Consider the following 22,371-nt stretch of genomic DNA (forward strand, 5'->3'; position numbering starts at 1 on the left):
TGGGTAACCAAAATATCTGAGAACTCTTGAAACATCAGTCGTATCGATCCGCAGGATGTTTCGCAGCGAAAAAAACGCTTACAGATATGGATAAAACTACATAGACGACAGTAATAACAACTTAGATTGTTACATTAGGGGTAAAACCATACGTGCTGTTCAACTGAAGTAGTGATGCTGCTTTGTAGTAAGCCTAGGTTAGCATAATTTAAGTAATGTAACTTTTATTAGAAATATTTTTTTATTCCTCTGTTGTAATTTCGACACTTGAACGTCAAGTCTTGCTTAAGTGAGTCCTAAGATAATTGATCTATATGGGCTAGGCTGCATCAATCGTGACAAAAGCGGCATTAAGTCATTGAGCATTTTCTAAGGAATTTCAATGGAATTTGAGGCAGCGCATCAGCCCTATAGACATCCGTCAGATGATTTTGAGCCAACCTATCAGGAAATTAGTCAGCAATGTGTGTTAAGGGCGTTTTAGCTTATGGGCGTTCTGTCGACTGTTTCAATGAGGTTTGAATTTTTAGTTTTGAATAATTGATATAGATAAGGTCAAGGTTAGCTGGTCTTGAAATATGGAGCCTCCGCAAGAATAGGGTTAATGCCCACGGTTTGTGTCTCCTGGGATCAGGTGTTTTTCAGGAATGAGTACTCTGTGGTGTAAGTTTGCTCACTATCAAATGTGGGGGAATGGGGGGATGGGTGAGCGGGGGGATGGGTGAGTGGGTGAAGGCAATAGCTGTTAATGCTTTAGCTTAGCAATAGGCTATCGTCGCTGAGGTCATCACTGGCAAAGCGGTTTAGCAAGTCGTTCACTGATAGGTGAGCTTTCTCAGAGGCACTGGCATCATAGACAACGCGGCCTTCGTGCAACATCAGCAGACGATTGCCTACGGCCAGGGCCTGGCGCATGCTATGGGTCACCATCAGAGTGGTGAGGTTATGTTCAGTGACCAGTTGCTCGGTCAGCGTCATGATGAAGTGGGCTGTTTTGGGATCGAGGGCAGCGGTGTGTTCATCCAGCAACAGGATAGTGGCTGGGGCCAGGGTGGCCATGACCAAACTCAGGGCCTGACGTTGGCCGCCGGAGAGGAGGCCGATGCGATCGCAAAGTCGATTTTCCAATCCCAGGTCTAAACTGGCTAGCCGCGCCCGAAACTGGTCTCGCAGACGATTGTTTAGCGCCGGTCGCATGCCCCGCAGCTTTCCCCGCCGAAAGGCCAATACTAGATTCTCCTCGATGGTTAGCTCAGCACAGGAGCCGACCAGGGGATTCTGAAATACCCGTGATACTAGTGTGGCTCGACGTGCTGTGGACCAAGCTGTCACGTCGTCGGCACCCACGGTAATGCGTCCGCGATCGCAGCTAATGTCACCGCTAATAATATTCAGCAGGGTGGATTTCCCCGCCCCATTACTGCCAATAACCGTAATAAACTCCCCAGCGGCAATATCCAAATTAATCCCCAACAGTGCCGGTTTCGCCAGGGGAGTACCAGGGTTAAAGGTGACGTGGATATCGTTCAGGGAAATCATGGGGCAGGGGGCAGAGGGCAGAGGGCAGAGGGAAGAGGGAAGAGGGCAGAGGGAAGAGGGAAGAGGGAAGGGGGTGGCTCACTAGAAAATCTAGCGCTTAAACTTGGCTAACAGATTTGCCTGAGGCAATACCAGGGCCAACACGACAATTATGGCCGTCACCAGATTAAGGTCCTGGGCTCGTAAACCGAGGAAATCTGCATTGAGCGCCATGGCAATCACCAGGCGATAAATCAGACAACCTAAGATCACCGCCAGCGTTGCCCAGCGTACGGTACGGCTAGGGAAAATTGCCTCACCTAAAATCACTGTGGCTAGGCCGACCACGACCGTGCCCACGCCCAGGGCTACATCCGCAAAGCCATTCACCTGGGCAAACAGGGCACCGGACAGGGCCGCTAACGCATTACTCATGGCCATTCCCAATAAGATCAGCCGGTTGGTATAAATTCCCTGGGCACTGGCCATAATCGGGTTCATGCCAGTGGCCCGCATTGCCAGGCCAATATCTGAGGTCAAGAAAAAGTCGATGGCCAATTTGGTTAACCCTAAACCAATGAGCAAAATTGCCCAGATGGGTAGCACTGTTTCCAGCCCATCAAACAGTGTGGGCTGGTTTAGCAAGGGCACATTGGGTCGCCCCATAACGCGCAGATTAATGGAATACAGCGCAATCATGGTGAGAATACTGGCCAGGAGATTAAGGATGTTGAACCGTACGCTCAGAATGGCAGTGCATAAACCAGCCAAAGCCCCAGCCACCATGGCCACTACTGTCGCGACCCACGGGTTTACTCCCTGGGTAATCAGGGTGGCCACTACGGCAGCTCCCAGGGGAAAACTACCGTCCACCGTCAGGTCTGGAAACTTCAGCACCCGAAAGGAGAGGTATACGCCCAGGCTGAGAAAGCCATAGAGTAAACCCGTTTCAATAGCTCCAAGGAATGCGACAAGGGACATGGAAAGACAATCGGTATAACGTAGATGGGCTGGGGCGTAACATTTTGAACCCCTAGGATAGACTAGATTATCGAAGGATGTCGTAGTCCCATGGCCTACAGTGACTTTACACTACGTAAAGTAAAAACTGATTTTGCGCTCAAGTTAGTTGAGACGGGTTCATGTTTGCGAGGATTTCCGCCGGTACAGCCCAGTGATTACCTGCATCAGACACTGGAGCGCAATCTATCAATGGCCATTGCTGTCGGTACAGAAAAGGCCAGGTCTGAACTGTTGATTAGCCCTATTTTTGTTGGGAATTTTGAAGGATATACGGAGCGTGTAGGGCCATTGTGCCGGGGTACACCATGGTGTACCCCGGCACAATGCGTTATTCAAATACCTGGTTGGCGCTGTCTTTGATGGCGTCAGATACGGTGACACCCATGGCTTCTGCAGCGGCTAGATTTATGGCTAAATCTATGGTGTTGGCCAGCTCGACAGGGATATCGCCAGGACTCTCGCCCCCCAGAATGCGGGCAACCATATCACCGGTTTGGCGACCAACTTCGTAGTAGTCAAAGCTGGCAGTTGCGATCGCCCCCCGCTCCACCGAGTCTGTATCGCCAGCAAACACCGGTAGCTGGTTGTCATTGCCCACCTGAATCACCGATTCCAACGCCGACACCACCGTATTGTCAGTGGGAATATAAATCGCATCCACCTTACCCACCAGGCTTTCTGCTGCGGTCGCCACATCGGCAGAGCTCGATACCGTTGCTGCTTCAACCGTGAACCCCTGCTCATCTGCTTCTGTGTTTAGCACATTCACCAGGCTGACAGAGTTGGATTCTCCCGCGTTATAAATCACACCTACGCTTTTTGCACCGGGCACCATATCGGCAATCAGTGCTAAATGTTCATCAACCGGGGACAAGTCGCTGACGCCAGTTACCGTACCACCGGATGCTTCTAGACTGGGCACCAATTCCGCTGCGACGGGATCGGTTACGGCTGAAAAGACCACGGGAATAGTATCGGTGTTACCCACAACCGCCTGGGCTGAGGGGGTGGCAATGGCCACAATCACATTGGGACTATCGCCTACAAATTTCTGGGCAATCTGGGCTGCATTAGATGCCTGACCCTGGGCACTTTCCCACGCCCACTTAAGAGAACTATCAGCTTCGTCGTAGCCTTCTTCTTTGAGTTTGTCCTGCAGACCATCCCGCACCGCATCAAGGGCCGGGTGTTCCACAATTTGGGTAACAGCGACATAGGGGACATCAGCCGTGGCAACCGGATCGCCGTATTCGTTTTGTTGAACGGTGATGGTGCCGCAGCCGAGCAGTGTCGCTGAAAGCAAGCCAGGGGCGATTAGGGTTTTGGTTAAAAAGCGGGTGCTTGTCATGGTTAATCTGGTCTTTTAAGGAAAAGAATTTTTAAGGATATCCTCCCATTACCAAGGGGAGGTGCCGTAGGCGGAGGGGTCTGCTCTCCCAGGCGGGGATGGATGGTGTGGGGCCTTGTCCCTACTCTCCACCGTATTGGGCCTTAAGCTCAGCTACGCGATCATCATCGAGCTTTTGAAACAGGGGTGCAGGCACATCAAATGGACGGCCAGCGGCCAGAATGGTCAGGTCCACCGCATCGGCCATGGTGCTATGGCGCTCGTCGTCGGTGAGCTGGAGGGCATCGTACAGGGCCTCGGCGGTGTGGGGAATGAAGGGGGCACTTGCGATCGCATACAGCCGAATCAAATTAATACAGGTGCGAATCACCACAGCAGCGTCTGCTTTATCGGTCTTAAACAGCGCCCAGGGTGCACGCACATCAATATACTGATTGCCCGCTGTCCATAGGGCATTTAAGGTTTCGGTAGCACGGCGGAATTCTTGCTTACGCAGATGGCCCCGCAGTTTTTCCACCAGCTCACCACAGGTCTTTTGCAGCTCAGCTTCCGCTTCGCCAGGGGTGCCACCGTCAGGCAATTCTTTACTAAATCGAGACGCCGTGAACTTGAGAATGCGGTTGACAAAGTTGCCCAGGTTATCCGCCAGTTCTTTATTGACACGATTCTGAAACTGCTCCCAAGTAAACGCAGAATCAGACGACTCGGGGGCACTGGCCATCAGCATATAGCGCCAGTAATCAGCCGGGGCAATCTCCAGGGCCTGGTCTAAAAAGACACCACGCTTTGAACTGGTGGAAAATTTGCCACCATAATAATTGAGCCAGTTAAAGCCTTTGATATAGTCCGCCAGCTTCCAAGGCTCACGGCTACCAAGGATAGTTGCGGGCCACATAATGGTGTGGAACGGCAGGTTGTCCTTAGCCATAAACTGGGTGTAGTGGATATCATCGCCACCCTTCCACCAGCTTTCCCAATCGTTGCCAGTGGCATTACCCCAGGCTTTTGTGGCCGACACGTAGCCGATGGGGGCATCAAACCACACATAAAAGACTTTGCCTTCAAAGCCGTCAGCGGGTACGGGCACACCCCAGCTGAGGTCGCGGGTGATGCCTCGACTCTGTAGACCTTCATTAAGCCACTTGAGGGCAATAGATTTAGTTAGCGTGGGCCACTGTTCTTGCTTTTCGACCCAGGCACGCACTTCGTCACTAAGTTTATCCAGCAGCAAAAATAGATGCTTAGAGCTGCGGACTTCCAGATTAGTGCTACCAGAAATGGTGGAGCGGGGGTCAATCAGTTCAGTCGGCGTCAGCACCTTGGTGCAGTTTTCGCACTGATCGCCTCGGGCTTTATCATAGCCGCAGTGGGGGCAGGTACCGGTAACGTAGCGATCGGGTAGAAAGCGTTCGTCGTCTAGGGAGTAAATCTGGCTGATTTCCCGTTCTTCAATAAAGCCGTGTTCGGCCAGCTGACGATAGAAGTGCTGGGTGAGCTCATGATTCTCTGGGGCGGAGGTACGGCCAAAGTAGTCAAAAGATAGGCCAAAGCGTTCGTAGATGTCTTTTTGCTTTTCGTACTGGCGGGTGCAAAATTCGGCTACGTCTAGCTCTGCTTCCAGGGCGGCAATTTCGGCTGGGGTGCCATGTTCATCGGTGGCACATATATATAGGACGTCTTCGCCTTCTTGACGTAGAAATCGAGCATACACATCGGCGGGCAGCATCGATCCCACCAGGTTGCCCAAGTGCTTAATTCCATTGATATAGGGAAGTGCGCTGGTGATCAGGTATCGCATTCTAGGTTTGCTTTATCGTAAGCCGGTGTGCCCTATACACCCTAGCGGTTTAATCGCTTTGGCTCAATAGTAGCGAGCCTTTTTAAGACCGGCCAATCCAGATCTCCCTCTAATGACGATTTCTCAGAAAATTGCGCATGGGTAATGAAAAGTACCCGTCAGGGGCATGACGAAGCTTTATGGCGAATTTCATACTGAAATTATTAATCACTCCATGACAACACCCGCTATATGAGGCAGGAATAACCATGTCAGACAATATTTTTCAAGAAATCTGGGATGCGGACCAGGGTGGAAATGGGGTGCCTGCCCTCAGACCTGGTGAAGCCAGGGATGAAACTCAGGGGTATGTAGTTGTGGATGAACGCGCCACTGAGGTTGATGCTGAGCACCGGGTGCTCAAGGAAGTGGTTATCCCTGCCGATAAGTTGGAAACCTATCAGCTGTGTGAGCGAATTTTTGATAACTATGCCCTTGAGCGCGCCGTCCGTGAACAGGTTAGCACAGCCGAAACCCAGGAAGAACTGGACTTTATTGATGCGATTCTGCCGACTCCACCGATTAAAAAGGCGCAACAGTTTTTAGAATCTTCTCTGGATTTAACCATTTCCCAAAGCTTGATGGCGGCGATGATCAAAGAGACCTGGTTTGACATGGGCACCTCGGGTGATCAACAAGATGCATCAGGCTTTGAGCATGTTTTTGTGGGGGAACAATCCAGTAAAGCGAGTCAAGCTGGCGGGTATCATTTTTGGTATAAGTACCACCTAGATGATGCTGGCCAGAGTGTTATACCTGGCAATGATGGTCAAGATAGAATCCAGTATCTGGGTACTCGATATGAAAAAGCCAAGGAACCTGAAAAGGGAGTGCTGGTTCCTGAGGTTGTTACCTTAGAGTTAACGTGGCATGCTCCACTAGGTGATGGCAGTCACAATACTAAGCGTTTGCATAAGCCCATTGGCGGCTTTTTTGTTGGCTGTAGCCCTGAGGGGTTAATTGCCCTAGGCTTGGTCAGGTGTCGTACCCAGAGTAATAAAATCACCCGAATCAATGGGGCTGAGTATCAGCTTGACTTGCACCGTCTGGACAATAACCGTAATGCCATCCGCACCTTTTTTCCTCGGTTTCGCCGCGCCGATGTGATTGATATTGGCAATGGCAATGGTGATGACAAGGACAAAGATAAGGATAAAGATCAACCACCTGGCAACACAGAGTCTAGTCCTTTCAGGGTTGTTGCTGCTATGGTCAATCCCCAGAATCCAGAAGGTGGTAGAGAATTTATTCAGATTATTAATGCATCTCAACAGACGGCTTCGTTACTGGGTTGGCAAGTTGTAGCACCTAATGGCACTCGCTTTGAGCTAGCAGATATTGAGGTGGCACCGGGGGATGTGTTTAAGTTTATTGTCCCGACAAACCAGGGTGTATTACGTAATAGGGCTGGCACAATCCGACTACGCAGTCCAGAGGGGGATATGGTACTGGATTATCCTTATTCTGGCGATCAGGCGCGGGAAGAAAATCAGCCGATTTTGTTTGGATAAGGGGACTGCAAAAAAAAAGACCCAGGTTGGGGCTGTGGATGGGTGATGGGGTAATGGGGTGATTATTTCAGCGCAAGCGTCTAAGCGGTTAAATAGCTATAGAAGGGTTCTGTGTAACACTGTGGGGTTCAGGGCCATTGTTGGCAAACGTCGCGGATGGCTTGCAAAATGTCAAAAAATGCTTGCTCGTTGCCAAGGCGAATAATTGTGGGTTTGCTCTTTGGCAATGCGTCAAAGAGCTCTTCACGATTTTGATAGGCCAAAATATTTAGGACATTAACCCAATCGGTAAAAGGAATGGATAGCTGTTCTAAATTGGGCAAAAATGCTTGTAAAGCATTGGAACAATAGTATTTATCTTTGATGGCCCAGACGATCTCAAGGGCTTTGAGCCAGAGGTTTTCAGGGAGGTGCTGAGCCATCGCACTCAGGGCACGAGATCGCGATGATTCATCTTTGATCTGTTGAGTAATCTCCAGGGCTTCCGGCCAGAAGACTTCCGGCAGATGCTGGGCCATCGCACTCAGGGCACTCGAGCACGATGATTCATCTTTGATCTGTCGCGTAATCTCCAATGCTTCCGGCCAGAGTTCGGGCAGATGCTGGGCCATCGCACTCAGGGCATTCGAGCGCGATGATTCATCTTTGATCTGCTGAGTAATCTCCAGGGCTTCTGACCAGAAGCTTTCCGGCAAATGCTGGGCCATCACACTCAGGGCACTCGAGCGCGATGATTCATCTTCTATTTGTTGAGTGATCTCGAGAGCTTCCGGCCAAAGTTCGGGCAGATGCTCCGCTATTGAACACATTGCTCTCAAGCGCGAAAATTCATCTTCTATTTGTCGAATAATCTTCAGTGCTTCCGGCCAGAAGACTTCCGGCAGGTGCTGTGCCATCACACTCAGGGCACTCGAGCGGAATAATTCATCTTCTATTTGTCGAGTGATCTTGAGAGCTTCCGGCCAAAGTTCGGGCAGATGCTCCGCTATTGAACACATGGCGCTCAAGCGCAAAAATTCATCTTCTATTTGTCGAGTGATCTCGAGAGCTTCCGGCCAGAGTTCGGGCAGGTGCTGCACCACCATACTCAGGGCACGCGAACGCGAAAACTCATCTTCTATTTGTCGAGTGATATCAAGGACTCCTAGCCAGAGCTTTTCGGGCAATTGCTGTGCCATCAAACTCAGGGCACCATAACGCGAAAACTCATCTTCTATTTGTCGCGTAATCTCGAGGGCTTCCAACCACAGTTCGGGCAGGTGCTGTGCCATTGCACTCAGGACCCTCGATCGCGAAAATTCATCTTTTATTTGTCGCGTAATCTCGAGGGCTTCCGACCACAGTTCGGGCAGGTGCTGTGCCATTGCACTCAGGACCCTCGATCGCGAAGACTTATCTTTCATTTGTCGCGTAATCTCCAGGACTTCCGGCCAAAATTCTTCCGGCAGGTGCTGTGCCATCACACTCAGGGCAGGCGATCGCGAAAATTTATCTTTCATTTGTCGCGTAACCTCGAGGGCTTCTAACCAGAGTTCGGGCAGATGTTGAGCCATCGCACTCAGAACCCTCGATCGCGAAGATTCATCTTTTATTTGTCGCGTAATCTCCAGGGCTTCCGGCCAGAATTCTTCCGGCAGATGTTGAGCCATCGCACTCAGAACCCTCGATCGCAAATATTCGGCTTTTATTTGTCGGATAATCTCGAAAACTCTCGACCAGAGATTTTTGGGCAGGTGCTGGGCCATCACACTTAGGGCACGCGATCGCAAAGATTCATCTTTTATTTGTCGCGTAATCTCCAAGGTTTCTAGCCAAAGTTCGGGCAGATGCTGTGCCATCGCACTTAGGGCACGCGATCGTGAAGATTCAGCTTTTATTTGTCGCGTAATCTCCAGGGCTTCCGACCAAAGTTTTTTGGGTAGATGCTGGGCCATCGTGTTCAGAGCAAGCGATTGTAAAGATTCAGCTTTTATTTGTCGCGTAATCTCCAGGGCCTCCGGCCAAAGTTTAGTGTTTTCTTTAGCCAGTTCAGTTATCACCATTACGCGATCCGAGGGATCTTGAATTTGATTTGTGATGTTAGTAACTTCAGCAAGGTAGGTTGAGGGTAAGTTGCCTATTATTTGACTGAGGGCTAATGCCCTATATGAAAACCCCTCTGTGTGTTGTCGATGCTCTCCATAGCGGTCTTGAATTTGTTGAATAGTTGCAAGCACATCAGGCCAAACGCTCGGAAACTGTTCCGCCAGCTTACTTAAAGCATAAGAACGATAAGCAGCATCGTTAATTTGTCCGACAGTTTTCAACACCTCGGGCAATAGTGCCTTGGGCATATACGGCACAATTGCCGAAATACATGCTGCCCTATGCCATGGGTCCTGGGCCTGCTGTGCATAGGCCAACCCCTGAGCCGCCTGCCAAAACCCGTGCTTCACTAATCCCCCCACCATCTCGGCTGGCACATTGCTCGCCAAACTATTCAACGATCCACGAATTAATGCATAGCGATACAGCAAGGTAACAGAGTTACCAGGAGATTTCTCATAAGCCTCCACCGCTAGCTGCCAAGCTCGCCCCAAATCATTTACAAACCCTGCTGGTTTACCAATTTCATCACAGGCTTCATACCAGCCATTACGTCCTTCTTTATTACTTACCTGCAACAGCTTATGAATCTCTTCGGTTTGTTCCGCCTGCTCCATATGCCAGGTGAGATGGGCATAAATATAACCATCATCTTTTAGCGTATACCACTCACCATTCTTCGCTTTCTCTCGATACTGTTCCAGCAATTTTCCATGGGCCTCAGATTTTGTTAATCCCAACCCTGGCAGTTCTCCTTCGCGTTCCGGCTCTTGCGGACTCCTCAACAACCGCTGTGCCAAATCATGCATCAGGTCATGCATCCGATAGCTGGGCGCATCATCTGCCCGCTGCGCCCCCTGCAACACCAATGCCTTCGCCCGAAAAGTACGCAAAATTGCTCTGGCCTGTCGTGATGTTACCTGCCATAGCGTTTCTGCCATCTCCTGGGTCAGGTTCACATCCTCGGGCACCACCCCTAACCAAGCAAACTGTTGCAGCTGCTCTGGCGACAGTTGTTTCAAACTCAGATTAAAACAAGCCAACAGACTATACTTCTTTCGCTTCGCATCATCAGGTATCTCTGCTTGACCATAGATATCCAACGTCTCCAGGCGAGCAACTTCATCCTGTAAGTCTTCTAACAGCTCTGACCAAGTCACCCCTTCTTCAATTTGAGACGCGGCTAACTCTAACGCCAGGGGTAAATATCCCACCCGCTCAGCAAAGGCAAATGCCTGCTGCCGATGCGCATCGCTCAAAGTCCCCGATAACTTCTGGGTCATTAGCTCCAGAGCCTGATTCGCGCTCATCACATCCAGGTCATATCGCTGGGCATCTGAGATTCTGGCCTCCCGCGTGGTCACTAAAACGCAACAGCCACCACCCCCCACCCGAAACGGATCTAAATGCGCAGGGTTCCAAACGTCATCCACCACAAGCAAAATATGCTTGTCGTACAGCAGTGTGCGTAAATGATTGGATGCGGATTCAATCGCAGTCGGTTTATAGTCATGGTCCCCCAAAGCCTGAATCCAGCCGCTTAGCAAGGGCAAGATATCTGGATTTTGACCCAGCGTTGCCCATAAAATGCCATCTGAAAACCGACACTGAATCTCTTTGTCATGGGCTAACTTTGAGGCTAACACTGACTTGCCAATGCCCCCCAGACCATAGATAGCGCTAACCACTAATGTGCCAACCTTAGTCTCCTCGCACAGAAGTTGTTGTTTTACCTCTCTTTGATGCTCTGGACGCTCAACAAAGTGATCCGGTAACGGGGGCATTTGCAATGGCATCCTAGGCAAACTAGATTGCCTGGCAGTCGGTTGCGATTCTGATGATGGTCCCCTATCCGGCAGCATGTCTGGCGGAAACTGCACAATGGATAGAGATCGTCCTGTCCCAAACCGCACAGGTTCTTGACGACCACCTTTGAGCGTTTGCCGCACCTCATCAAATAAACGGTCGCTACTAATTTTGCCATTGGCATCTGCATTTTCTGGCACTAACGCCTTGAGGATGGCTCCTGTAAACAGACTGTGATCATCATTCTTTTTTGCCAATGCCGCCTCAAAGCCTCGACAAGCCGTAATTAAATAATGGTCTTGCTTGGCTCCAAATGTAGAAAAGCTTTGCTTTACCAGAGTACGCTCAATAAAATCGCCACTGTGGCAGGCGTCGATCAGCATTACCAAATTACTCAGATTGGCTGCTTGGATCAGTTTATTGAGGCTATCGAAAGAAATCGCTTTCTTCTGATCAGTGACATGGCCATCACTATCGACGGTGACGTCGCAATCGGAGGTGGTTAAACAGCCTTCGGTATTACCTAAGGTGTCGACCACACTAATGCCGTGGCCTGTAAAATAAATGATGGCTTCACTGTTAGCAGCCTGTTGGGTTAAAAAAGTGCGCAGTGCTTTCCCCAACTGCTGCGTGGTGACGTTTCCCTTTAAGACGGTCGGCTCTTTGTCGCATTGCCCGTATTTCTGTAGTATTGTGGCAATCGATGCAGCATCTTCAGCTGGTTTACTCAAGTTTGCCAGATGTTTACTTTTATACTCAGAAATGCCAATAACCAATGCGTAACGAGCCATAGAGTCTAGACTTTTCCAGGGACAATGCACTAATAGCGCTAAGTTTTCCCTAACATAACCGATGTCAAAGCTACAACCCAGGCCATGTTACATGTAGAACGGCTGAGGTATGTTTCCGGTTAAGTTAAATGACCTTTGTCATGGAGGCGTTCCGGTAAATGGTCTAGTATGCAACAGCCCCTTTTAAGGCTAGACACATTTATGAAGCATATTTCTCACATTTCTCATTGGCTCGGCTGTTTAACCCTAGGTAGTTGCCTGATAGCCCTCCCCTCATTTGCTGCCACACCTTCCCCACCAACATCGACCATTGCCCAGGCTCGGCGCGAATTTGTGCAACCTGACTTTCAACAACATTTCGAGGACCTGGACATAGAAGGGTCAATTATTATTTATAGTCAAAATCAGGATGTGGCGTTTGAGTATAATCGCGATCGCAACACCACCCCTTTCTTACCAGCCTCCACCTTCAAAATTCTCAATTCTCTGATTTCATTAGAGACTGGTGTTATCGCCAACGATCTGGCAATTCTCACCTGGGATGGAGTAGAAAGAAGCTATTCCACATGGAACCGTGACCTGAACTTAAGAACAGCGTTTCAGATATCAGCCGTATGGTTTTATCAGGTGCTCGCCCGCCGGGTTGGCCATGAACGCATGCAACAGTGGGTGACCGACGCTAACTATGGCAATCAAACCATCGGCAGTGCAGAAGAGATTGACACGTTTTGGCTCACGGGCGATATCCGGATCACACCTCAACAACAGATTCAGTTTTTGCGTCGTCTGTACAACAACGACCTGCCATTCTCAGAAAGAACAGTGGCCATGGTCAAAGACATTATGATTGTTGAGCAAACGCCAGACTATACCATGCGTGCCAAAACAGGCTGGGCCCTGGCAGAAGAACTCGGCTGGTATGTCGGCTATGTGGAGCAAAATAACAACGTATATTTCTTTGCCACCAATATCGATATGCTTGATGGGGTAGATCCCAGCCTGAGGGCAGAAGTCACACGACGTTGCCTGGCCATGCTCAACTTATTATAGGCGTATCGTCGGGGCGCACATTGCTGCGCCCCGGAACAATTGCTTATACTTTCGACAATTTATGCCGCAGTCGCTATAGGTGGCTCGGGTGCATGAATCGTATGGATCGCTGGAATATCCCACGCTTCCGCAATGTAGCCATTGACAATTCGCCAGACAACAACGGCATCTAGCTTGATGGACTGACCGTCCAGAGTCATGGTGTCTTGCACATGGGTCACCACTAACTCATCGCCAATGGGAATAATGGCAACGGGCTCTACGTGAAACGTTCCCCCCGTCATCACAGCCAGCTTTTCAAAGAAGGCTTGCAGCCCCTCTACCCCAAGATAATCACCCTGCATGTCAGGCAGCTGAGAATTGAAAAAATGCCAGACAAATTCTTTTGAGAACAGACCTGATGCACCAGCAATGTTGCTATTGTCTAAATACTCGTCTAAGCGTTTTAAAAGAGTTACATTTGCATGTTCCTTAGCCATGGTTCTGACTCCTGAAGGGGACTTTTGTGCAGAATGCTCATACCCTAGCGAATCAAATAAGGACCACCCAGAGTCCATGGTCATATATTTCCATGACTTTTGTCATTGTTATTGGCCAATCAATCGAGGATGTACTGCCATAGGAGAAAAAATAAAGCGCCATACCAAGAAACAGAAAAGACTACAAGCCATACTCCACAGAGACCCACAGCCTTGAGAAAGACAGAAAGTGGGTTGCGATTTATCCAACTCAGGCCACTTCGATGGCCACGCCAGTGAGACCAGGTTAATAACGATATATTAGTGGCCAGGGCAATGGCTAAAATCCTTATTGTTGTGATCCAATATCGCTCAGGATTCAGCCAGCTAACTCTGGCACCAGCATTAGTCACCTGAGGTACAAAGCTGGGATCGCGTAGAGGAGATACCTGATACGCTACCAAAGCAAAGCCCACTGTAAATAACAGCAACACATTCAAACTGACGATTAACCCATGGTCAATGCGTTGTCCATGCATCTGTAAGGCTCCAACTATTTTAAGATTGAGTTGCTGAAAGTTAGCTAGCCTAGCCTTTAATTCTTACCCTACGGGGAGCATACTTTAGTTAAGCTTACTTAGGCGATGGGAGGTAGGGATTCTAAAAAATTCATCATAGGCTTCAAAAATCGTTTGCCAAATAGGGCCGACAACGTGCCACACAACGCCACAATGATGACGACTGCTGTAATGTTCCCAGTGGTTAGAGCGGGCCTAACGACTGCCAACGGCAATAGGGACACAACGAATCCCAGTAAAGCTCCTAATAAAAACTGATAGGCGAAATCAGTTAGAGTACGAGGCTCTGAGGGTTTTTCATTAGGGGTCATGGTGGAAAATCTAGCTCCAAACTAATAATTAGGGAAATACAAGTCTAGCGAACGAAAACCTGCGCAGGGTAGCGCTAACGAAAAAACACAGGGGAATACCGATCAGGGTGACCAGACCAAATTTAGCTAGGGGACCTATGGGCAAAGCAACCATCGCCACTTGCAGATAGATAATCAGTAACAGATGGATGAGATAAACCGCATAGGCATTGTCAGCAAGCATCTGTAAAAACTTGTTCTGACTATTAATCTTCTCACGAAATAAAACTAATAGTCCAATGCATAGGCCAACACAAATTGTGGCTTCCCAGGCACTCCAAACAACAGAGCGCCAGTCTAAACCACCGCCAGCAATGAGAGCAGGCAACATAAGCCCGTTGCGACTGATGCTATAGCCATAGCGCAGCAGGACAGCCCCCAATCCTATGGCAAGCCAGATAAAGCCCTGTCTTCTGGGCATTTGTTTAAGCCAGTTATAGCGATAGGCAACAACTCCTAATACAAAGAGACTGACGTACTGGGGAAAATGGGCAATCTCTGTGGGTAAAAATCCGCACAATTGCACCCATCGATCAATCGGATAGTCAATCCGCACTATGGCTGTTACCATCGTCAGGCTCAGCAGATAGGCGAGAATGGTTTGATGGCTGGGCACAGGCCAAGGTGCCCCCATAGCCTCTGACGCCGTGGCTCTGCGTCTCATTACCTGCTGCCATAGGATGTAGCCCAGGGCATATACCAGTAAGTGTAACAAAAACCAGAGGTGGGCCACTTCTATCTTGAGGGGGTGAATATAGGTTTGGCGGATAAAGGTCAAAAAAGAGTCTGACGGTGCTGTCAGGTGATGTAGCACAGGCGGAAAAACAACCAAGCTAAAAAATATTAAAGGTATCCCCAATCGTTGAAACCGGGTCAAAAGAAATCGCCGTGCCCCTTTACGTTCATACGCTATAGGGGTTAAGTATCCGGCAATAAAAAAGAACAGGCCCATAAAAAATGCCGCATTGATTGCAAAAAAAGATCCTAAAATCGCAGCATGTTCCGAATTAACTATGGGCCAGGCTCCTCCGGTTGGACCATAGGGCTGGGCAGCATGATGGGCTAGCACCAGCATGGTTAAAAAGACTCGCAAATTGTCGACAAACACTAGTCGGGCTGAAGGAAGTGTGTGCATGACTCACCCACGAGGGTTACGGCTGCTGACAGACAGTGATGATTCTCACTGCTATGGTTCTCACCGCTGTGACACAGGTGTATTCAGTACGGCGATGGCAGTTGCGATCGCACGTTCTTTCTGCGGATCGCTGCCCTGGGCATATTCAATGGGAAAGGGCACCACGTCATCCGGCGTGACGCCCACCCCTTCTAGACGAACGGTTTCATCCACATAGACATCGGCCACCGCCACATATAGCAAACTATCGTCGGGCATAATAAACGCTCGCCCGGCGGTCACAGCACCAGCGGTAGTCGTACCCACCACCGGACCGATATCATATTGCTGAAAGCCATAGGCCAAAACCTCTTTTGCACTTCGACTGCCCCCATTGACCAGCATGACCACCGGCTTTTTCCATTGGCTATGGTGAGTCACACGGGCGCGATCGCGACCAATACTGGTCAGACTAGGTCCCCTGGCCGTATACAAATTCAACGCCGTCAGGGGGGCACCCCCCCAACCATCTCTCAGGTCCAACACCAGCGCATCGGCCTTGCTGAGGCGACCGTACAACAGCTCCTGTTCTAGTTTTTCCTGATACTGGTCCCCCGCATAGGACCAAATATGAACATAGCCAATCTTTTTGCCCGCTTTTTCAATCACCTCCACACTGTCATCCATGACATCTAAGAACATGGTGATGCCGTCATACAGCTTGGGGGTGATGGTAATCTCTTTCTGGCTGCTAGCATTTAACGAGGACTGCACCTGCAAGCTAACGGGCTGTTCCGCTTTCCCTAAAAAGGACTGAATGGGATGAAACGGCTCACCGTCCACACCGAGAATCTGGTCGCCCACCTTTAACCCAGCCTGATCAGCAGGGCTACCCTTAAAAATTCCCGTGATAAAGGTTTTACCCGCTTTCTCACGGGTCACAATACCGATATCGGCATACTCCAGCTTGCCTTCAGGAAAGCGTTCTTCCAAGCGGGTTTGGAAGTCAGATACCCGCGGATAGAAAATCCCCAATAACTGATAATAGGCGGGTTCATCCGGCGTATAAAAATGGGTATGGGATGTGTCCAGCGCACCGAGCATTTCATTAATCAGAGTCGCCTTTTCTTGCTGAGACGAGGCCGCCGCCACCTGAGGGCGATACTCTTCCCCTGTGGCTGCCCAATCAATACCGTTAAACTCAGGATCATAAAAGTTGTCATTAACGGTTTCCCACACGGTATCAAATAGATCTGGTTGCTGCGACGCAGCCGGTATGGTCAACCGATGGAGCATGCCGATTAAAAGGCCAATCAAGGCGATAATCAGCAGGCCCCGAACCCAAATTTTATTTCGCCTAAGCATCATGAGTTCGCCCTCAAACATATCGTGGTATTAGACGCTACCAGCCCCAAAAACGTATCGATCAGGTCTTAAGAAAGTGCCAGCGTATCTGGCGGAGAAAAGGGAATATGAGTCTGGAGCACTCGATCCATGGCATCGCGATGTTCTTGAGGCACCCTAATGCTCATGGTGTGAGGCAAAAAGACTACCCGAGGTCGCACTCGAATGGTCAACGTATTAGGATGGGTTACCTCCCAGCAATAAGACTTCATTCGCTGCCAGGGGATAGCATTATACATAAAGCACAGGCCATTTTCTCTTAGTTCAAGTTTGTTCAGACCAAGAGAGATAATTAACATAGCCAACGTCCACCAAAAGGCTATCTTAAGAGGTATGTATACAACCACATTTGAAGTATCTGAAATCCCAGCTGGAGAGGTCACCATAATCCAGGTAATAACAAGGGCAACGACAACCTCTGCTAAGCCAATCCATAACAGCATCTTATTGTGCCAGGTGCGGCCAGCGTCAAGCAATAGGCTGCCAGCCTTACGTTTACGCACGGGCCAGCTAAATAGCCACACACCAATGCTAACGATATAGCTGATGTAGAAAAAGCTCCAAACCAACTGTCCGCCGATGGTTATTAGGAAGGGGGTGAATGCGATCGCAACCCCCACTAAAATCCAGGGCAGCGCGTAGCCCATATTACGATTGGCGGCTTCTTTACCAACAGCGTTTGCCAATAGAAAATAGCTACCCAGTAACGCCAGACTGACAACAACGATATACCCCAAAAAAGCCATAAACAGCTCCTTAATCATTGGCAATACCTTCAACCCTAAAAGCTTCTATTTCGAATTCCCATGACAAAAGTCATTCATACCAATGACCTTCTGACATGGACCTAACTTTCTTCATGAAGGACACTTAATATTTTCAGTCTCCCCATGCACGAGCACCATGGTTAAGCACCCCACTCTAGCAACCTTACCGGTTGCTAGCAGTAACGAACATCCACTTATGCATGAGTCACAACAGGTTTTGCATAGGACCCTGGCCGCAGCTCAATCCTACCCGGTGTCTAATACCTAGAGCTATCCCCAAGCCCAGCAATGTCGCTAAGATTCATCGTTCATCATTAAGCAGTATTGTGATAGTCCAAAACCCAGACAGTAGTACAACATATTATCTAGAACTAGGCGATCGTTCGTCGGAGACTCTGCTGTTGTTGCATGGGATTGGTGCCGATCATGGGATGTGGCAGCCACAAATGCAAACCTATGCAGATGCGGGATTTCATGTGCTTATCCCAGATCTATTTGGCCATGGCCAATCCTCTAAGTTAACAACTCCACAGCTATCTAGCTGGCATAATCAAATCAACTGGCTGTTAGCCCACCTTGCCATCGAAACATGTACCATCATTGGCGTGAGTATGGGGGGGGTCATTGCTCAATCATTTGTTGTTAACTACCCCAACGTGGTGACAAGGGTGATCGTTGCTGACTCATTTGGGGAACTGCGTACACCTCAAGAAAAACTATTAGGCTTTTCTCAAATCATTGGGTTTAACCTGTTCAAACTATTGGGCAAACAACTCCTGGCAAAAAGCATCTGCCAAACATATCGAGCTAGCTATGCCAGGCTAGCTCAAGACTATTTTGGCCAGGTTAGTTTAAAAGCAGATCTCCAACAGCTGATATTAGCAAGAAAGGCTATTAATCGCATTGATGTCTTGCAGAGGTTACAAACTATCACAGTTCCTGCTCTGATTATTGTTGGCAAAGACCTGGGAGAATCATTTATTAGCATCAACCAAAAGATTGCTAATGCTCTACCTAACAGTGAGTTGGTCATATTAGAACAGTCTATGGATCCTTCTAATTTGGTGAATCCATCTGGATTTGATCATCAAGTCTTAACGTTCTTGAACTCAGAAACTACAAGCAAAGAACAATCTCAACCCTCTACTCCCTACTCACCGTCTTAACCTAAATTTTGAACTTGACGCACTACATTAGGCGCAATCAACCCATGACCACCAGAACATTACCGAAAAAGAAAACACAATTATTCCTAGCCTGGATTTTTGCCAATGCAATCGGAGGATTTCTAATTGGTTTCTTAGAAAACAATGGTGCCCAGTTTATGGCAACACTTTTTTTGTCAGGAGCCATCATTGGCTCGTTGCAATGGTTAACCTTTAGATTGATGCATCTGCAAGGGGGACGCTGGACGCTGTGGCCCGTGGCTAGTGCCTTAGGGTGGATTGCCAGTACATTACTCAGCATATTACTCAGCATGCTGCTGGTGTCGCTAACATCAATAGTGACGTCTTCCACGGCTGAGGCAATTGCCTGGGAAGAGTTCTGGCAAAATCTGCTGATGAATCCGTCAATTTGGATATGGGGTATGGCCATCGCCCAGGGCATGATCCTGAGTTACCATGCGCGTCAACGTTGGCGCATACTGGGAGTTTGGCTATTGGCAAGTTGTTTAGGAGCCGCCTTGAATGGAGCGGTCAGTGCCATACTCTGTCGTAGTGTGTGCCAGGCCTTACCCAGTTCGCTGATCGGTCTTGTTGATGGAAAAGGGTGGGCTGTCTATGGGGTCGTCACTGGGTTTGCACTGTTGTGGGTCTTTAGGGATAATTCTGTTAGATTACAATCTCCTGTACACCGCCCAGATTAAGGCTATTGCGGCTTTAGTAGTTTATGTTCGGCCCCCTGCTAACGCGACGTGACTTTCTTCAGCTCAGTCTTGCAAGTATTCTCTGGGGCTATGACGGTGATCAAGGGCCTGCCCACTGGTCTACGCTATCTAGTGATTACCACATCTGCGGTGACGGTCAGCGGCAATCTCCCATCCAGATCGACAAAACTACGGCGACCGAAGAGACAGTCAGTTTTGACTATCGACCCATGCCCATTTCCCTGCTCAACAATGGTCGTACCATTCAGGAAACTGGTAATGACCGCTGCTCTCTCACCCTTGATGATCAGGTCTATAATCTGAGTCAATTTCACTTTCACACCCCCAGCGAACACACTGACGGTGGCGCGCCCTATCCGATGGAGTTGCACCTGGTGCACCGTCATGCCGAGACTCAAGCGTTAGTCGTTGTGGGGGTGTGGATCACGCCAGGCTTAGAACAGCCGGAACTCGCTGTTCTAGGCCAGCATCTGCCTAAACAATCGGGAGAACAGATTAGTGCTTCTGCCATGGTGAATCCGGGCAACCTGCTACCAACGGAGCGAACACTGGTGCGCTACAGCGGTTCTCTGACAACACCTCCCTGTTCTGAAGGGGTAACCTGGCTAATGATGGTGAACCCCATCGAAGCATCGGCCCAACAGATTGAAATGTTTCATCAAGTGTTGGGTAATAATGCTCGACCGCTTCAACGACCTAGTTTTTGACGAATTTGGGTTCGTAATGCCTGGGCCTCTGGATAATCTGGCTGTAGTTCAATGGCTTTTTCGATGGATGCGATCGCAGCATCAAACCGCCGCAGTCCCCACAGGGCTGCTCCCCGATTACTCCAGGCTTCTGCAAAATTCGGATCCAGTTCAAGGGCACGATCGTAGGCAGTTAGCGCATCCTGGAACCGTTGCTGTTGCAACATAATGCCGCCTCGATTGTTCCACGCTTCGGTGTAACTGGGGTCGATGTCCAAAGTCTGGTCATATAAAACCAATGCGGCCTGGGGTTGTCCCTGCTGTTCCAGGGCATAGCCTTTACTCCACAATGCTTGGATATTGTCAGGGGCGATCGCCAGGGCCAGCTCACAGGCTTCAACCGCCTGACCATAGTTCTGCAATTGATTCAGGCTATAGCACCGTCCCCAATGGGCTTCCACCTTGTCGGGGCTGCGTTCCACCAACTGGTCATACACCTGAAGCGCTTCTTTATAGTGGTTGCGATCGCGCAAATCACTGGCCTTGGCGAAAAGCTCATCTAAGGATGGTTGGGCAACGGGCTGGGCAGCGGGCTGGGCCGGTGCCGCCACTTTTGTGGGTGTCTTGGGTGCTGCGGTCGGTGCTGCGGTCGGCACTGCTGTAGCCCCTGGAGTAGCGGGTTCTACGGCGGCACTCCCAGGCTCAGAATCCGCCGATGGACTACCCTCTGCAGTCTGGGGAGACTCGGCTTCAGATGCCGGAGTCGCTTCAGCAGGAGCTACCGCTACCGTAGGCGCAGCTTCAGGCTGGGAGGTGAGGTTGGCAGAGGTTTGGCCATTACGTACCAACCCCAATGCCACGACGGCCACAATGCTTAATCCCAAAATTGACCAGCGGCTTTGGCGACTATTTAGCAGGGTGGGCAACGCCTCAACAGTGGCCTGGGTGGCATCTTGCAGAGAGCGAGTAACTGCTTGAAGCTTTTCAATGGGTAACGTTTGAGTTGGCGCTGATATGGAGACTGTTTCAATTTGGCCCTGGTCCGAGGCTGGTGTTATCCCTGGGCTATTAGAGGGCTTTGCGGGCGCAGCCATCTGGGTGGGTAATCCACTGACAGCACCAGTCGCAATGGGTTCACTCGCCATCGCCGGTAAAGACCGTAGGTCAGTCAAAACCTCCGTTGCCGTTGGATAGCGATCGCGATAGTCATAGCGCACCATGCGCGCCAAAACGGCCTGAAAGGCATCACTAATGTCTAAATCAGGACTCTGCCAGAGAACTTCGCTGGTGCGAGGGTCACGCTGTAGCAAGTGGGGTCGAGTCCCCGTCAACGCCTGCAAGCAGATCATACCTGCGGCATAAATATCGCTACTAAACCAGGGATTGCCAGCCAGTTGTTCATTAGGCATATACCCCTGGGTGCCAATGGAGATAGTGCGCGTAACTTCGCCGTTTTCCCGCCTTTCACTGACCTGTTTAACGGCCCCAAAGTCAATCAGCACCATATGACCATCGGCTCGACGGTGGATCAAGTTAGACGGTTTGAGATCGCGATGAATCACCCCTTGCCCATGGACAAAAGCCAGGGGGGTCATCATTTCTATCAGCAACTGACGTACCCTAGCTTCAGACCAGGGTTGCCCCGGTTGAATCAACGTAGACAGAGACTCTCCCTCAATCAGCTCCTGGGCTAGATAAAACTCTTGGCCATCTTCAAAGTGAGCCAGCAAACGCGGAATCTGAGAGTGCTCACCCAGCTGGTAAAGCACCCGGGCCTCCGTTTCAAACAGACGTCTAGCCGTCGTTAAGCTCTCAGCATCCTGTAGATGGGGCTTGAGCTGCTTAATGACACAGGTTGGATGATCGGGTAAATGTAAGTCGGTTGCTAAAAAGGTATGGCCAAACCCACCCTGACCAAGGGGTTGGATAAGTTTGTATCGGCCTCCGAGTGTTTCTTTAGATTTAACACCCAATAGTTGTATCAGGTTCATACGGCGATCCCAAGAGCAGTAATGCCTGAAGTGGATTTAATATAATTGCCCCCATACCCTCAGCAAACGCATGATGGGCAGTCGTTAATAGAGTTACTAAGTTAGGCAGATGTACGGTCCTAACCTAGCGATTTCACCTAGGAACTAGCCTGCGAAATAGACAGTC

At 49.7% G+C, this 22,371-nt stretch carries 19 protein-coding genes; 7 read left to right on the forward strand and 12 right to left on the reverse strand.

Going from position 1 to position 22,371, the window contains the following annotated elements:
* Window positions 1-753: 753 nt before the first annotated feature.
* Together U2F10_RS07060 and U2F10_RS07065 are read right to left on the reverse strand one after the other, a co-directional pair.
* Entirely contained in the window at window positions 754-1,539 is a 786-nt protein-coding gene (locus U2F10_RS07060) for an ABC transporter ATP-binding protein (protein ID WP_499871466.1), read from the reverse strand.
* 90 nt (window positions 1,540-1,629) lie between these two features.
* Window positions 1,630-2,499, reverse strand: a complete 870-nt coding sequence (locus U2F10_RS07065) for an ABC transporter permease (RefSeq protein WP_499871468.1) — start codon at window positions 2,497-2,499, stop codon at window positions 1,630-1,632.
* A 90-nt stretch (window positions 2,500-2,589) separates the two neighbouring features.
* Between U2F10_RS07065 and U2F10_RS07070 the strand changes: the two genes are divergently transcribed.
* The gene (locus U2F10_RS07070) at window positions 2,590-2,901 is read left to right on the forward strand and encodes a hypothetical protein (protein WP_250565243.1); all 312 of its coding nucleotides are present in this window, start codon (window positions 2,590-2,592) and stop codon (window positions 2,899-2,901) included.
* Here the strand turns inward: U2F10_RS07070 and U2F10_RS07075 are convergent.
* A complete protein-coding gene (locus U2F10_RS07075; RefSeq protein WP_163671440.1) occupies window positions 2,870-3,889 on the reverse strand; it encodes an ABC transporter substrate-binding protein in 1,020 nt (339 codons plus the stop codon). The genes U2F10_RS07070 and U2F10_RS07075 overlap by 32 nt on opposite strands.
* A 121-nt stretch (window positions 3,890-4,010) precedes the next feature.
* Window positions 4,011-5,687 carry a methionine--tRNA ligase gene (gene metG, locus U2F10_RS07080; protein WP_499871469.1) on the reverse strand — a complete coding sequence of 559 codons (1,677 nt, stop codon included), beginning with the start codon at window positions 5,685-5,687 and terminating at the stop codon, window positions 4,011-4,013.
* Between the two features lie 248 nt (window positions 5,688-5,935).
* Between metG and U2F10_RS07085 the strand changes: the two genes are divergently transcribed.
* Window positions 5,936-7,237, forward strand: a complete 1,302-nt coding sequence (locus tag U2F10_RS07085) for a hypothetical protein (RefSeq protein WP_499871471.1) — start codon at window positions 5,936-5,938, stop codon at window positions 7,235-7,237.
* A 128-nt stretch (window positions 7,238-7,365) separates the two neighbouring features.
* On the opposite strand, the gene U2F10_RS07090 is transcribed toward U2F10_RS07085, so the two are convergent.
* A complete protein-coding gene (locus U2F10_RS07090; RefSeq protein ID WP_499871472.1) occupies window positions 7,366-11,919 on the reverse strand; it encodes a caspase family protein in 4,554 nt (1,517 codons plus the stop codon).
* A gap of 201 nt (window positions 11,920-12,120) precedes the next feature.
* Between U2F10_RS07090 and blaOXA the strand changes: the two genes are divergently transcribed.
* Window positions 12,121-12,969 (forward strand): class D beta-lactamase, encoded by an 849-nt coding sequence (gene blaOXA / locus U2F10_RS07095; RefSeq protein ID WP_499871474.1) that lies wholly within the window; start codon window positions 12,121-12,123, stop codon window positions 12,967-12,969.
* 59 nt (window positions 12,970-13,028) lie between these two features.
* Here blaOXA and U2F10_RS07100 read toward each other — a convergent pair whose 3' ends face one another.
* The 6 genes from U2F10_RS07100 to U2F10_RS07125 form a co-directional block, all read right to left on the reverse strand.
* On the reverse strand, window positions 13,029-13,448 hold the full coding sequence (locus U2F10_RS07100; protein ID WP_499057434.1) for a nuclear transport factor 2 family protein: 420 nt from the start codon (window positions 13,446-13,448) through the stop codon (window positions 13,029-13,031).
* Window positions 13,449-13,567: 119 nt separating this feature from the next.
* A complete protein-coding gene (locus tag U2F10_RS07105; RefSeq protein ID WP_499057433.1) occupies window positions 13,568-13,966 on the reverse strand; it encodes a hypothetical protein in 399 nt (132 codons plus the stop codon).
* A 98-nt stretch (window positions 13,967-14,064) separates the two neighbouring features.
* Complete coding sequence (locus tag U2F10_RS07110; protein WP_163669155.1) at window positions 14,065-14,316, reverse strand: hypothetical protein; 252 nt, start codon at window positions 14,314-14,316, stop codon at window positions 14,065-14,067.
* Window positions 14,317-14,344: 28 nt separating this feature from the next.
* On the reverse strand, window positions 14,345-15,490 hold the full coding sequence (locus U2F10_RS07115; protein WP_163669153.1) for an acyltransferase family protein: 1,146 nt from the start codon (window positions 15,488-15,490) through the stop codon (window positions 14,345-14,347).
* 60 nt (window positions 15,491-15,550) lie between these two features.
* Entirely contained in the window at window positions 15,551-16,837 is a 1,287-nt protein-coding gene (locus tag U2F10_RS07120) for a S41 family peptidase (protein ID WP_499871476.1), read from the reverse strand.
* Window positions 16,838-16,902: 65 nt separating this feature from the next.
* A complete protein-coding gene (locus U2F10_RS07125) occupies window positions 16,903-17,637 on the reverse strand; it encodes a DUF5673 domain-containing protein (protein ID WP_499871478.1) in 735 nt (244 codons plus the stop codon).
* Between the two features lie 139 nt (window positions 17,638-17,776).
* Here U2F10_RS07125 and U2F10_RS07130 point away from each other — a divergent pair, with 139 nt between their 5' ends.
* From U2F10_RS07130 to U2F10_RS07145, 4 genes are read left to right on the forward strand one after another with little or no spacing between them, the layout of a single operon-like run.
* Entirely contained in the window at window positions 17,777-17,908 is a 132-nt protein-coding gene (locus U2F10_RS07130) for a hypothetical protein (protein WP_499871480.1), read from the forward strand.
* A gap of 58 nt (window positions 17,909-17,966) precedes the next feature.
* Window positions 17,967-18,806, forward strand: coding sequence for an alpha/beta fold hydrolase (locus tag U2F10_RS07135; protein ID WP_163669150.1), 840 nt, complete (start codon window positions 17,967-17,969; stop codon window positions 18,804-18,806).
* Between the two features lie 44 nt (window positions 18,807-18,850).
* Window positions 18,851-19,507, forward strand: a complete 657-nt coding sequence (locus tag U2F10_RS07140; protein ID WP_163669149.1) for a hypothetical protein — start codon at window positions 18,851-18,853, stop codon at window positions 19,505-19,507.
* Between the two features lie 23 nt (window positions 19,508-19,530).
* The gene (locus U2F10_RS07145; protein ID WP_163669148.1) at window positions 19,531-20,235 is read left to right on the forward strand and encodes a carbonic anhydrase; all 705 of its coding nucleotides are present in this window, start codon (window positions 19,531-19,533) and stop codon (window positions 20,233-20,235) included.
* Here the strand turns inward: U2F10_RS07145 and U2F10_RS07150 are convergent.
* Window positions 20,217-22,205 (reverse strand): protein kinase domain-containing protein, encoded by a 1,989-nt coding sequence (locus tag U2F10_RS07150; protein ID WP_499057420.1) that lies wholly within the window; start codon window positions 22,203-22,205, stop codon window positions 20,217-20,219. The two genes, U2F10_RS07145 and U2F10_RS07150, sit on opposite strands and share 19 nt — an antisense overlap.
* Window positions 22,206-22,371: the final 166 nt, after the last annotated feature.

It is taken from the genome of Leptothoe sp. EHU-05/26/07-4 (genome assembly GCF_043421015.1).
GTDB lineage: Bacteria > Cyanobacteriota > Cyanobacteriia > Phormidesmidales > Phormidesmidaceae > Leptothoe > Leptothoe turfae.